The 13,735-nt window shown below is 43.7% G+C and carries 13 protein-coding genes; 2 read left to right on the forward strand and 11 right to left on the reverse strand.

Translation table 11 applies throughout. The annotated features are described in order from the left end of the window. Positions 1–100: 100 nt before the first annotated feature. On the reverse strand, positions 101–1,597 hold the full coding sequence (gene xylB, locus IGI72_RS14725; protein ID WP_438754682.1) for a xylulokinase: 1,497 nt from the start codon (positions 1,595–1,597) through the stop codon (positions 101–103). 250 nt (positions 1,598–1,847) lie between these two features. Here xylB and IGI72_RS14730 point away from each other — a divergent pair, with 250 nt between their 5' ends. After that, on the forward strand, positions 1,848–3,026 hold the full coding sequence (locus IGI72_RS14730; protein ID WP_015510297.1) for an ROK family transcriptional regulator: 1,179 nt from the start codon (positions 1,848–1,850) through the stop codon (positions 3,024–3,026). A gap of 55 nt (positions 3,027–3,081) precedes the next feature. On the opposite strand, the gene IGI72_RS14735 is transcribed toward IGI72_RS14730, so the two are convergent. The 4 genes from IGI72_RS14735 to IGI72_RS14750 form a co-directional block, all read right to left on the reverse strand. Next, the gene (locus IGI72_RS14735; protein WP_005228444.1) at positions 3,082–3,915 is read right to left on the reverse strand and encodes a carbohydrate ABC transporter permease; all 834 of its coding nucleotides are present in this window, start codon (positions 3,913–3,915) and stop codon (positions 3,082–3,084) included. Next, on the reverse strand, positions 3,916–4,827 hold the full coding sequence (locus IGI72_RS14740; protein WP_284590857.1) for a carbohydrate ABC transporter permease: 912 nt from the start codon (positions 4,825–4,827) through the stop codon (positions 3,916–3,918). A 128-nt stretch (positions 4,828–4,955) separates the two neighbouring features. Continuing rightward, positions 4,956–6,281 carry an ABC transporter substrate-binding protein gene (locus tag IGI72_RS14745; protein WP_005228442.1) on the reverse strand — a complete coding sequence of 442 codons (1,326 nt, stop codon included), beginning with the start codon at positions 6,279–6,281 and terminating at the stop codon, positions 4,956–4,958. Continuing rightward, positions 6,278–7,894 carry a glycoside hydrolase family 43 protein gene (locus tag IGI72_RS14750; protein ID WP_438754683.1) on the reverse strand — a complete coding sequence of 539 codons (1,617 nt, stop codon included), beginning with the start codon at positions 7,892–7,894 and terminating at the stop codon, positions 6,278–6,280. The genes IGI72_RS14745 and IGI72_RS14750 overlap by 4 nt, the downstream gene beginning before the upstream one ends. Positions 7,895–8,160: 266 nt before the next feature. On the opposite strand from IGI72_RS14750, the gene IGI72_RS14755 reads away from it, so the two are divergent. After that, positions 8,161–8,955, forward strand: coding sequence for a helix-turn-helix transcriptional regulator (locus IGI72_RS14755; protein WP_005228440.1), 795 nt, complete (start codon positions 8,161–8,163; stop codon positions 8,953–8,955). A gap of 263 nt (positions 8,956–9,218) precedes the next feature. On the opposite strand, the gene IGI72_RS14760 is transcribed toward IGI72_RS14755, so the two are convergent. The 6 genes from IGI72_RS14760 to IGI72_RS14785 all read right to left on the reverse strand — a co-directional run bounded on the left by IGI72_RS14760 (position 9,219) and on the right by IGI72_RS14785 (position 13,735). After that, positions 9,219–9,941, reverse strand: coding sequence for an HAD family hydrolase (locus IGI72_RS14760; protein WP_438754684.1), 723 nt, complete (start codon positions 9,939–9,941; stop codon positions 9,219–9,221). 96 nt (positions 9,942–10,037) lie between these two features. Next, positions 10,038–10,655, reverse strand: a complete 618-nt coding sequence (locus IGI72_RS14765; protein WP_151195123.1) for a bifunctional 4-hydroxy-2-oxoglutarate aldolase/2-dehydro-3-deoxy-phosphogluconate aldolase — start codon at positions 10,653–10,655, stop codon at positions 10,038–10,040. Continuing rightward, complete coding sequence (uxuA, locus tag IGI72_RS14770) at positions 10,652–11,749, reverse strand: mannonate dehydratase (protein WP_142964570.1); 1,098 nt, start codon at positions 11,747–11,749, stop codon at positions 10,652–10,654. The genes IGI72_RS14765 and uxuA overlap by 4 nt, the downstream gene beginning before the upstream one ends. 20 nt (positions 11,750–11,769) lie before the next feature. After that, positions 11,770–12,225, reverse strand: coding sequence for a PTS sugar transporter subunit IIA (locus tag IGI72_RS14775; RefSeq protein ID WP_086337906.1), 456 nt, complete (start codon positions 12,223–12,225; stop codon positions 11,770–11,772). Between the two features lie 25 nt (positions 12,226–12,250). Continuing rightward, positions 12,251–13,036 carry a hypothetical protein gene (locus tag IGI72_RS14780; protein ID WP_438754685.1) on the reverse strand — a complete coding sequence of 262 codons (786 nt, stop codon included), beginning with the start codon at positions 13,034–13,036 and terminating at the stop codon, positions 12,251–12,253. Between the two features lie 192 nt (positions 13,037–13,228). Beyond that, entirely contained in the window at positions 13,229–13,735 is a 507-nt protein-coding gene (locus IGI72_RS14785) for a PTS system mannose/fructose/N-acetylgalactosamine-transporter subunit IIB (RefSeq protein WP_005228434.1), read from the reverse strand.

The raw sequence follows: 13,735 nt of genomic DNA on the forward strand, positions 1-13,735 counted from the left end.
TATGTTTTTTAGTGTAATAAACTAACTTACTTGTTTCCAAACATTTAGAACCAAAAACGATTCCTCGCTTTGATCATGTAGATTGCCTGCTGCCTTTACGCTACTCGATTTGCGCCAATGCATGGCAGATAGGGGCGGTTTGTTGGTAGACGGTGCGGTAGATCGCATAGATTTCTTGGTATTTGGCGACATTTTCAGGAATCGGTGCAATAGCCTTGCCGTATTTGACAAAGGCGTTAACACAAGCAGTTGCATCTGGATAAATGCCGCTGCCGATTGCTGCCAGCATTGCTGCGCCCATACCTGGACCTTGCTCAGTAGACAAAGTCAGCATTTCTGCATTAAAAATATCGGCTTGCATTTGCAGCCATTCGGCATTTTTCGCACCGCCCCCCACAGAAACGATCTGGGTAAATTTCCGCTGTGCCCGTTCTTCCATGATCATTTGGGAATCTTTCAAAGAGAAGGTAATCCCTTCTAAGACGGCACGACTGAAATGCTTTTCGCGATGCCGTGTGTCGATGCCGATAAAACTACCCCTGATTTGGCTGTCGGTATGCGGTGTGCGTTCGCCCACGATATAAGGCGTAAACAGCAGGCCTTCTGCCCCTGGGTTTACCTCACTGATCGCTGAAAGCAATTCCTGAAACGATTGGTTGGGGGCAAACGTATCACGATACCAGCTTAAGGAATTTCCAGCGGCTAACGTGACCCCCATTGAATACAACTTGTCTTTGATCGCATGACGGAAAAGGTGTAGATCTCCTTGATAATCAACCTCTTGCGCTTCTTCAAAGGATAAGAACACACCGCTAGTGCCAATCGACACCATGCCGACACCTTCGGCGATGATCCCTGAACCTAATGCAGCACAGGCATTGTCTGCGCCACCTGCATAGATCGTCACCTCTTGTTCAAACCCAAAGGCTTCTTGCAGCTCTTTTCGCATTTGCCCCACAGGCGCTGCTGATTCAAAAAGCGGCGGCAGTAAATCCGATGCGATTGCGAATTTTTCTTGAATGGCTTCAGACCAGCACTTCTTTTCGATATCCAGCAGTAACGTACCCGCTGCATCGGAATAATCCATCGAATAGTTCCCAGTCAGCCAAAAAGCCAAGTAGTCTTTTGGCAGCATCATGTGACGAACTTGTTGCCAATGTTCAGGCTCGTGTTCTTGGACCCATAAAATTTTTGGTAAGGTGAACCCTTCCAAAGCAACATTCTTGGTGATTGCTTTTATTTCCTCTCCAAAGGATGCCATGATCGCTTGGCATTGTTTGGTGGTCCGAACGTCATTCCATAATATTGCCGGACGAATGACACGGTTTTCTTCATCCAATAAAACAAGACTATGCATTTGCCCAGAAAAGCTGATGCCGATCAATTCCTTCTGCAACGTTGGAAGCTGCTGGATCAAGGTTTTGATCACCTTATCTGCCGCCTCTTGCCAATGCACCGGCTCTTGCTCACTGAACCCCGGTCTAGGGGATGACAATGGATAGTCAGCACTTGCTGTTCCTTGGAGTTCCCCGGTTTGATCAAAAACTAAGCCTTTTAACGCACTTGTTCCTAGATCCAACCCTAAAAAATAAGCCATCTCTTCTCTCCTTCCTCTGTTTGAAGCAGTTAACCATTGACTCTCAAACGGTTAATTAGCATTCAAAACTAACTAATTGGATAGTAAACGATTCTCGCATTCCTGTCAAGCGCTTTCAACGAATCTTTCATGGTTTTTCCTTCTCAAACTACAGCTCCTACATTCTACGTCTTTTCTTTATTCTTCAGCTTGCACAATATTAATTTGCACGGTAAACTAACACTAATCACATCTACGAAGAGGAGTACACATGATTATCAATAAAATGGGCATACGCGAACAAAATGAAGCGGCTGTATTGAAGACGATCATTGACAATGAAAATGTGTCACGAGCGGAAGTGTCAAATTTGACCCATCTCAATAAAGCGTCTGTTTCTCAAATAACCAAAAAACTGATCGACACGGACTTCGTGCGCGAAGTCGGCATTGGTGATTCCACTTCGATCGGTGGTCGCAAACCGATTCAATTGCAATTCAATCACCGTAGCAGCTTAGCTGTTACCTTTGACATCGGCTATAACTATGTTCGAGGGATGCTCTCTTATATCAATGGCGAGATGATCGCCTCTGCCGACCATTCCCATGAATTGATCACCAAAGAAAATGTACTAGCGACGATCGATTCCATGATGAAAGAGTTTTGGCCGCAAATGCCGCAAACCACTCATGGATTAGTAGGAATCTGTTTGGCAATCCACGGCATCGTTCACAATCAGACGGTCACCTTTGCCCCCTACTACGACTTGGAACACTTTGATTTGATCGCCCCTTTGAGCCAAAAATACAATACGGCGGTCTATATAGAAAACGAAGCCAATCTGACGGCTTTAGGCGAGTACTGTTTTTCTTCTGATTCCACGAATTTACTGAGCGTCAGCGTCCATAGTGGGATCGGTGTTGGAATCATCGTTGATGGGCAGCTACAAACTGGTACTCACGGCATGGCGGGGGAAGTTGGCCATTCTACGCTCTTTCCTCACGGCAACTTGTGCCCTTGCGGCAATCGAGGCTGCTTAGAGCAATATGCGTCGAACAAAGTCTTGTTTGACACCTACAGTCACTATACAAAAACAGCGTTCGTTAATTCGGATACCTTTGCACAAGCCTATCATGCCGGAGAAAAATCAGCAGTCGAATTGGCGCAACAAAATGTTGAGTTTCTTAGTATTGGGCTAAACAATGTCATCACTTTTTCTGATCCCGAAGAAGTCTATATCAACAGCTCGGTCTATCGCAAAATTCCTGATTTATTACTGGCGCTGCAACAAAAATTGACCAGCCAGTTCACCAAAAACACGAAGATCAAAAACAGCCGATTAGGCGATCAAGCCCCGCTGTTTGGCGGTAACGTTTTAGTGGCGAAACATTTCTTGAATATCAACGATTTGCGCTTTGCAGCACTTGATCTCTCCCGTGTAATCCGTTAAATGAATGCTGGACTGAAGACTCAGTCCAGCGTTTTCTTTTGGTAAAAAGGTCTCGCTATCCTTTGATTCCGCCAGCCGTCACACCGCCCACGATGTATTTCGATAGAAACAGGTAAATCAGCAGTAAAGGAATAATACTTAATGAGATCCCTAGATACATACTGCCAAATTCAGTACGGTAAACATCGGTTTTCAGCAATTGGACCAGCATCGGCAACGTATACTTTTCCGTATCGTTGATCAAGATCAAGGGCATCAAGAAATTATTCCACGAGGTCACGAACGAGAAAATCGCCATGGTGGCTAAGCCCGGTTTCATCAAGGGCAACATGATGCGATGGAAAATTTTGATTTCGCCGGCTCCGTCCAAACGAGCAGAATCTGCCAAATCAGGATGATAGATCGTTTCTAAGTATTGCTTTAAGAAAAAAACGGTAGCAGGTGATGCGATCGCTGGTAAAATCAATGGCAGAAAATTATTTAAGAGCCCTAAGCGATTCATAAATTGATAAAAACCGATCATGCTAATTTGCTGAGGAATCATGATCAGCCCAAGAATGACAGCAAACAGGACTTTCTTGCCACGAAACTCATAGGCGATCACGCCATAAGCTGTCAATGCCGAAAAATATACATTGAGAACGGTAGCGCCAGCCGCAATCAAGAAACTATTTTTAAATCCATTGAAAACATTGAAGCCTCTGCCCATTAAGACAGACCAGTTGTATTGGAGATTACCGCCAGGCCACAAGGACAGCCCTTGCTGGATCTGTTCTGCTGAACGGGTCGCATTGACTAAGACGACCCAAAACGGCAGAATACTTAAGATGGTCAGCAACACCAAAAAGACATAGATCAACAATCGTTTTGCTCGATAGCTATTTTCCATTTATTTTCGCCCCACTTTGCTGTTTTCTTTGAAAAATTGAAACAATAACGTGCTTAATACGATCGAAAGTGCCAATAATAGCACCGACGCGGTTGCGGCAACGTTGAAATTCCGACTCCCGGTAAAGGCTTGGTTGTAGATAAACATCGTGATCGTTAAGACACTATTGTTGGGATTGCCGTTTGTCAGCAAAAAAGGGATGTCGAACATTTGCAAGCCGCCAATCAAAGACGTCACCAATGTATAAAGCAAGATTGGTTTTAACAAAGGCAGCGTGATCTTGCGGAAAATTTGACCATCATTGGCTCCATCGACCATTGCTGATTCAAAAAGAGCATCATCAATGCTCAAAATGCCCGAAACCAAAACGATCGTTGTCTGACCATACCACATCCAAAATTGGATAAAGGAAACGATCAGCCGAGTGCCCGTTTCACTACGGAAAAAGTCATAGGGCTGGTCCAAAACACCGAAATGCTGCAAGACTAGGTTGATCGGACCTAACGGAAAACTGAACAAAACGAAAAATAAGATTGCTACTGAAGCGGCAGTAATGATGTTGGGTAAGTAAAAAACGACTTTGAAGAAGCCTTTCCCCCGCAAACGCAACTTGATATTGGTAAACCATGCCGCTAGCAACAGAGCCAAGCCAATTTGAGGAACAAAGTTTACGCCCCACAAAATAAAGGTATTGCTGATGGATTTTAAAAATAACGGGTTGCGAAAAATCGCAAAATAGTTATCCAGTCCGACAAGATTGGCAGCTGGATTCCACCCTTTTAGATCCGTAAAGCTTAGGTAAATCGTATAGAGAATTGGATAAAGCTGAAAAACCAAGAATGCTAGAAAAAATGGTGCGATAAATAATAGCCCATAGCGATGATACTGTTCAAATCTTCTCTTATTCTGCATCGTAATCCCCCTGATATTTATTTCTTCTACTGCCAACTTCTGCCTGTAAAGACAAGCCATTTAAGCAGCGCATAGTACCTAGAAAAGGTTGAAACCGACCCCGTCTTCGGTGCCGGTTTCAACAACACCTAATCTACTTGAACATCTGGATAAGCATTGACGACCGCATCTTTAAAGTTTTGGATCGCCGTTTCCTGATCCACTTCACCTTTTGAATATGGTGTCAAACAACTATCCGTAAAGAGGGTTTCAATCGTCTGGTCATACTCGGTCAGAATTTTCGCGTTGATGTCTTGAACCATATCGGCAAATTCTGCATAGTGGTTTTGACCGCCTAAAAATTCCTCTTCATATTCGCCTTTAATTTCTTCAACGACTCGCTCATTTGATACAAAATCACCGGTATCTTCGGCCCATTGTTTTAAAAATGCTTGATCTGTGGTCAAGTAAGCCACCAATTGCGCAGCTTCTTCTTGCATCTCAGAATTTGCCGTAGCACCGATCCATGTGCCGCCCCAGAACCACGACGAAGGTCCTTGGATCATGCGCCAGTCGCCTTCTGTTGAGCTGGAGTTATCGGCAGCTGTCGCATTTGGTTTTAACCAATAGTGCAGTCCCCATGTCGGCAAACTATAACCGAATACATTGTCGCCATTCATTCCAGCAAACCAAGCTTCTGATTGTCCTTCTGTATCTTGTGTCAGGCCTTCTTCTACAAATTTTCGTGATACATCCAACAAGTCATACAAACTGTCGTCGATCACTAATTTGCCGTCTTCAACCCAGCCATGTTCGCGTTGTCCATAAAAAGGCTTTGCCAAATCTTGGACACTAGAGATCATATAGGTGGTTCCACCACTTTTTTCTTTGACTGCTTTGGCTTGCTCATAGAACTTGTCATAGTCTGACAATGCCGCTTGCGCAGCCGCTGGATCATCGATTCCTAGCAGCTCTTCTGCCATCGATGCCCGGTAATAAAACCCGCCAGGAGCAGCTTGCCAAGCCAAGGCATGAAGAACCCCGTCTTTTGAAGTCCCTACGTCTTTGACATATTGATACGTATCTGCCGCGGCTTCATCAAGCCCCAGTGAACCAAGGTCTGCCATCATGCCTGATTCCACATATTTTTTGACAAAGGCAGATTCTAAAGCAATCACATCTGGTGCATCTTTGGAACCGAGAATCGGATCGAGCTTGGTCTCGAATTGGTCAGAAGGAATCTCCACGATCCGAATGTCATAGGCCAAGTCGTCATGCGCCGGCAAATAGTAATCATTGATCATCGTTGATAATTCTGAAGTAAAGGTCCAAACCACAAGTTCATCCTTGCCACTACTTCCCGTTGCGCTATTATCTGAGCTGCTGTTTCCAGAACCATTCCCGCAGCCACTAAGCATAAAAGCTGCTAAGCCCGCCACTGACGCTGTTTGTAAGACCCGTTTCCAATTTTTCATCTTTCTTCCTCCTCGATTTTTTGATAGTCAAATGAATCAAAATCAGCCGCCAAACGATTGCCGGTCGTATCGATCGCAAACATCCCTACAAAAGCCCCTGTAAAGAACCCACCGTAATGTTCTGCTACATAGTCGTCAGACAATTGCAAGCTGTCAAATAGCTGATCGATGACCTGCCACTCTTTTTGATCAAACGAGTACGCGTATTGATAGTGGGCATAATTAACGATCGTTTTGAAGTAGACTGTTTGTACATCGGCTGGTATCACAACTTCTGGTGCTTTTTGACTCTTCAGTTGGCCCTTTTCGCTTGTCAATACAGTGATGATTCTGCCTTTCGTCTCATCATGAGTGATGTAGATCGCCGACCAGTTTTGTGTATTGTAGTAATTCGTCATGCCTGCTAACTGTAGAAACGAGGTCGGTGAAAATTCGACGGCAGTCGTTGCTTCGAAACGAAAATCGCTCCATCTTCTTGCCACCAGTGCTTGATGGAACAAGGAATTGAACGACTCTCGCCCATACAAGCGCAAGTACCCTGGTCGTGCGGTCAAACTACCGATTTCCTCAGAAAAAGGAATCCGCAAGGTTTGAAACACTGGTACCAACGACGCCTCTTCAAAATCATCAAAGCCTGATTCTGTTTCCCACGGATGTTCGGGCAGCTGTGGCTGTGGGACTTCCTCTTTTGGAAAGTTTCCGCCTGTGATATACGGCCAATCATTTTCCCAATAAACAGACTGGATCGCTGTTTCTCGTCCGAGCGGGCAATAGCCGCGATTTTCTAAGAGGGGCGTTTCGGGATACTTCAGCGCTCGCCCTGTTAAGTGAACAAAATACCATTCATCGGTCTGCGTTTTCACAAATGAACCATGGCCAGCTTTTTGTAGCAGGATCTCTGGCTGTCCCCAGGAACTGATCAGAGGGTTTTGAGGATGAACTTCATAAGGCCCTTCGATGTGCGTCCCACGAGCGATGGTACTTGCATGTTCAAACTTGGTGCCGCCTTCTGCCGTCAATAAATAATAATAGCCGTTCACTTTATACATAACCGGTGCTTCCGTCAATTTGCGCTCTGTTCCTTTGAAGATGATTTTGGGCTGCCCCACTAATTTCTTGGCTTGCCAATCAAACTCTTGGAGAGCGATCCCATAAAAGGAATGGTTTGTCGGACGATAATCCCAAACCATGTTCAGAAAATATTTTTTGCCGTCGTCGTCATGAAATAACGAGGGATCGAAACCAGAAGAATTCATATAGATTGGTTCTGACCAATCCCCATCAATGGTTTCACAGGTGATCAAATAATTGTTCACATCTTTCCAACTATTAGATTGTGTTTTGACATCTGAATAAATCAACCAAAAACGACCATCACTGTAACTTAAGTTTGGCGCCCAAACTCCCCCAGAATCTGGGTTTCCTAGCATATTCAACTGACTGACACGATTGACTGGTGTACTGATCAAGCGCCAGTTCTTCAAATCCTTCGAATGGAAGATGCGCACACCTGGAAACCATTCAAAGGTCGACGTAGCAATGTAATAATCTTCTCCTGCACGACAAATACTCGGGTCTGGATGAAAGCCTGTTAGTATTGGATTGGTAATCAAAAAAATTTCCTCCTCTTTCCCTTTTTGGCATTTTGTGATTCAACTAAGTGTCAGTAGGAATGAGCTTCATTCAGTTAGTAAGTTTTCTTTACTAATATACCTAACAAAAAAAAGAAACTTGCTGCTGCAGCTCATTTTAAAAATATTCACTAATCATTGTTCTATTTACTTTCTTCAGCTGAACTGTCATAATTATAGAATGAAATCGCTATCATTCACAGGACGATTTCCACACATCGATAGACAAAAAATGGAGGATAGATCGCGTGACCATTTTAGAAGAATACCATTTCGGCGAATACCTAGGCGTTTCCAGTTACCATCCTTACTCGCTTAATTACATGGAACATTTTCATCGCTCCTTTGAATTGCTTTTTTGTAGTGATGGCGAAGCGGTTGTCAAAATCGAAGAAAGTCCCTATGTCCTTACGACAGGCCAAGTGTTATTAGTCATGCCTTATCAGACTCATGCCATTGAAACCCCTAAGGAATCACAATTGCATATTCTTGTGTTTTCACCTGAGTATATTCCAGATTTTTACGCCAAAACGAAAGATTTCGCTTTGTCAGATCCGGTGATCACCATTGATTCATCTGTTGCCAAGCAACTCTACTATCCTTTATTTGAAACGGATTCCCTCTATTTACGAAAATCGGCACTGTATCAAGTCCTTTACCTTTTTGAACACCAAACGACTTTATTACCAGCCAAAAATCAAGAGGATATCCTGATCCAGCTACTTGTTTACATCGAATCCCACTTCAAAGAAGAACTGACGCTCGAAAAACTAAGCAGCAGTATCGGTTATAGCAGCGTCTACGTTTCCAGAATGATCACCGATAAATTGAAAAGCACCTTTCCTCGGCTTTTGAATCAAGCAAGAATACGCCATGCCTCTTTTTTGCTGACCCATAGTCTCTTGCCGATTACGGAAGTAGCAGAACAAGCAGGCTTTCAAAATGTGCGAACCTTCAATCGAAATTTCAAAGCATTGACCTCACTGACGCCAAAAGAATACCGTTTAAAACACAATGCTCATTTTTCGTTGCTGAAGGAATAGCGTAAAAAAAGCAGCTTCACTTAGCTGTAAAGTGAGCTGCTACAATCTTACTCGTTTTTCTAGCCAGCCTTTTGCCTCATTCCTAGAAACTAGTGAAAAACGCTCTAATTCCCCCTTCTTCATAGAGAAATGAGCAGGAAAAAACCAATTGCCAAAATAAACCTTTGTTGTTTTACTGATTCCACAAAACTATGCCTGTTTTAAAACACCGTACTTTCTTGCTTCATACCCTTTTGCTTTGTTGATACTTCTTGGAATATCGATCAATCCCAAGAAAAATGATTCACGACGAGCCAGTCTTTGACTTCCGTCAGATCAGAAAAAGTTTTCACCTGTGCAGCTACTTCTTGCTCAAGTTTTGGCTGTTTAAGCAAAGGATACTTCCCATTTTTCTTGACTGGCAAAGCACTCAAATCATCCGCAATCAGAAAAGCTGGGATCTCGGCTTGTTTTGCGGCTTTTATGCCAGCTAGAGAATCTTCTAATACCAAGGCTTCTTCAGGCTTTACGCCTAAATCTTGGCAAGCTGTTAGAAAGATTTCTGGATCAGGTTTGCCCTTTCGCACTTGATCCCCAGAAACCACCGTATCAAACCAATCTGGCATCTGTTCCATTTCAAAGTACGCCTTGATTTTTTCTTTCGATGAAGAGGATGCCACGGCTATCAAGCAATCTTGTTTTTTTAATGCTTCCAACAGTTCAAGAAGGCCGGGCTTTTTGAACACCCGTTTTTCTTCAGCTAAAATCACTTCTTTCTGACGATTCATCGCTGCTCGCCATCGATCCGTTGGTACCGTACTGCCATAAAGTTCCTGCATCCCTTTACGAATATCTGCTTCCGTTCTGCCAGTCAGGTAATAATAAACTTCTTGGCAAACTTCAAAATCATATTCCTCCGCGGCTCTTAAATAAGCGCGGTAAGCTAGACGACCTGTTTCAAACATCAAACCGTCCATATCAAAAATCACCAGTTTTATCTTTTTCATCCTATAGCCTCCTTTACTTTTCTGCGAATAAAAAAGCAATGGTACCAAAATCTTTTGGCACCCATTGCTTCACCTTGTTTATTTACAGCTGACTGCTCAACTTAGCAATGATTTTACATGCGCCAAATGGCTGTCAGCCTTTTCTCGACCTTCTTTTACTAGTGATTCTGAAAGAATGAAGGAACCGCCAACTGCTAGCACTTGCGGATCAGATAAATAGTCTTGCATATTTTCGAGGTTAATTCCGCCAGTTGGGACAAATCGAATATCATAAAACGGACCGCTGAGGGCTTTGATCGCCGGCAAGCCCCCGTAGATATCCGCGGGGAAAAATTTCACAACTGATAAGCCATAAGCCGCTGCTCGTTGAATGTCATTTGGGGTAGCTGTTCCTGGAAACACTGGAATGTTTTCGGCAAGACAAAATTCCACCACATCAGGTACAAGAGCAGGGGAAACAATAAAGCGAGCCCCTTTCTCAACTGCTGCTTTCGCTTGTTCTAAGGTGCGCACCGTGCCTGCGCCGACGATCAATTTACCTGATTGAGAGAGTTTTTCAATCGCTGCTAAAGCAAGGTCACTGCGGAAGGTCACTTCAATAAAGGGTAGTTCATGTTCGATCAACAGTGATTCTACTACTGGCAAATAGGTAAGATCTGTTGCAGTGTAAAGAGGCAATACCCTTGTTTTTGCCAATTGTTCATAGAGTGTCATACACTCTTTCCTCCCTTCGTTTCCTTCGATTGCATTTGCTCTTTCAAGACGGCTTCATGAAGCCCTTGAAGATAACTGATCCCAATCGCGCGATCATACAGACCATAGCCTGGCATCGCCACTTCCCCCCAGATCGTCCGCCCGTGATCTGGACGGATGACGCCATCAAAACCGACCTCAACCAAGGCTTTCATGATGGCATACATATCTAATGATCCTTCGGTGGACAGATGGGCGGACTCTTTAAATTTACGTTCTCCCATAAACAACACATTGCGGAAATGAACAAAGTTGATGCGTCCTTTTAAGGCATGAACGATCTCCACCATGTCGTTTTCTGGATCGGCACCTAACGAACCGGTGCACAACGTTACCCCATTATAAGGCGAATCCACGATGTCCATGATTTTTTTCAAGTCCTCTAAATTTTTGGTGATTCGTGGCAAGCCAAAAATTTCCCAAGGTGGATCGTCGGGATGGATCGCCATTTTCACATCTACTTCTTCACACACAGGAATGATCCGCTTTAAGAAATAGCTTAAGTTATCAAAGAGGATTTCTTGAGTGACCCCTTCATAAGTTGCCATCAAACGCTGGAACTTTTTCAGTCGTTCTTCTTCCCAACCTGGCAATTGAAAGCCTTTTGATTGGCTATGGATCAGCGTATACATCTCACTAGGTTCCATATCATCCACAACGGCTTGATCATAGAGCAAGGAGAAGCTGCCATCCTCGTTTTGATAAAATAGATTTGTTTTGGCCCAGCCGAAGATTGGTTTGAAGCTATAGCAGATCATATGTACATCACAAGCTGCTAAATTCCGAATCGTTTGAATATATTGATCGATGTAGTGATCCCGTTCCTCTGTTCCAGCTTTGATCGCATCGTGGATCGCCACACTCTCAATCCCTAATAGCGAAAGATGCTCTTTTTCAATTGATGCTTTTAGTGCGTTGATTTCGGAAATCTCCCAGACATCTCCGGGCATTTTATTCAGAAGTGTTCCTACAATGCCGTGCATTCCTGGAATTTGTCGAATATTCGTTAACGGGATCGTATCCCCTTCCCCGTACCATCGAAACCCCCATTGCATTTGCTGTCATCCTTTCGTTTTTAAAAATCATCGTCCTCATCAGTTTCTTCGCTACTATCACCTGCTGAAGAATTGTGCCAAAGCGCTACACTATTTTCTCCTTGCTGGATCACTGCTGCCACCGCCTGTTCAATCGGTGTTGCCAAAAATTGGTGATTGATCGCTTCTAATACCATCGGCAGATTCACTCCGCCGATCACATACGTCTTTTCCTGAAGAGGTTCTTCTAATTGATTGATCGTTACAACCGACTGATTGTAGGGACTCGCACTCAATAGATCAGCAAACACCACTACACCGTCCCCTTGATCTGTTTCGTGGATTGCTTCACGGATTTTGTTTCCCAGAAGTTGAATATCCTCTCCGTGGTTCAAATTAACGACCGCAATATTTTCGACACTGCCCATGATCACCTCTGCAGCATCTTTAAAACCAGTACTCAGCTGTCCGTGAGTTGCCAATACGATTCCTAACAAATGTTGTTCCTCCTTTTTTCGCTTCCTAACCAAATAACGCAAGGACTTTTTGCATATTCCTACTATTCAGCTCTTTTTGCTTTAATTGTTTTCTAGGCAACACATACGTCTGATCCTGCTGCTTTTCTGCACAAAACAGATAGTTGATGCTGCCCATCACTTCACTACTGTGTTCGATCGCCAGCTGCTGCAGTTGCCCTTCATTGAATTGCTTGCCGATAGCTCGAATCGGAGCATCGGCGCCGATAGAATCTAAATAATAAATCTTCGCATTCGGCCCTACTGAATCACGTAACACTTCCAACCCGCGTTCTCCAAAACTTCCTTCATCAAGAAACGCAAAAGCAGTCGCTGTTTGACTGTTTTGACTGATCAGTGACAGCAGCGCTAAGATAGAGGACGTATTGCGGGTCAGATTTTGCTCAAATCCTGCCCCGCGGCTTACGCGATTTAATAGCAGAAAATAAATACCGACTCCTAAAGCAAAAAGCGCTGTTTGCCATGACAACAAGGGAAATCTCCCTGATGCAAAGTGGATATAAAGCCAGGTACCCAACAACCCAAAAAGAATCACCACTGCTGAAGCAGTCAGAATAAATTGATTTGTTTTGCGCCCTTGCTCCTGCCGATCAAAAAAATGGTAATCGCCAAAATGCTGTGGCGGTGTATCATAATATGTGCAGATGATCCGTTTTGCTTTGGTCAGATCGCCAACATACAAATTGCGTGAGGCGTTTTTTTTCGTGTGATCATACTCAATCACCTGAAGATCTTTGCGAAACGGAATGATATCTGCGATGAGTGCCTTCAAAAATCTTTGTTTGCTTTTATCCGTGGAACGCGATCAGTAGACATACCGATAACGGAAAAGCCAATCACGAAATGTTTCTGTTTGATTCATGGCGAATTCTCCTATTCACAAATTACTGACAAGGACGGAGGAACTCTATTTTTATAAGATCCTCCGCCTTCCTCTTCAACAGATGACGAACGCGCTCAATGATTACAAATTGAACTGCTTCAACACATCTTTAAGCGTTGATTTCGGTGCAGAAGGTGTTGCTTGAAAATAGATTGATTCCACACCGTACGCTTCGTTCATTTCTTTGAGTTTTTGCGCATCCGCTTGATTTAAATAAACAGATTTCGTTACCAAGAGATCTTTCTCGGGATCTTTTTGGGCGATACCGCCTATGTTCAATTCTTTCATTGGCACGCCGTGTTTGACTAAGTCATACATCACACTGACGGTTTTAGCGATCAAAATACAGTTGTAATCTTTGAAGTTGTATTCATCCCAGTAAAATTTGGCTTTTTCTGGTGTAACGACGATCGTTTTTTGCCCTGTGCGGCTACCGGCATTTTTGTATAATTCCCGCATGAACTTATCCTTAGCTACTACCTCATCCACTACAAAAATCGAGTTGACTCCGCTTTTTTGTGACAAGGTCATCATGACCTGCCCATGGATCAATCGTTCATCTACTCGTGCTAAATTTACTACACCCAT

It is taken from the genome of Enterococcus sp. DIV1059_2 (assembly GCF_051713685.1).
Classification (GTDB): Bacteria; Bacillota; Bacilli; order Lactobacillales; family Enterococcaceae; genus Enterococcus_D; species Enterococcus_D casseliflavus.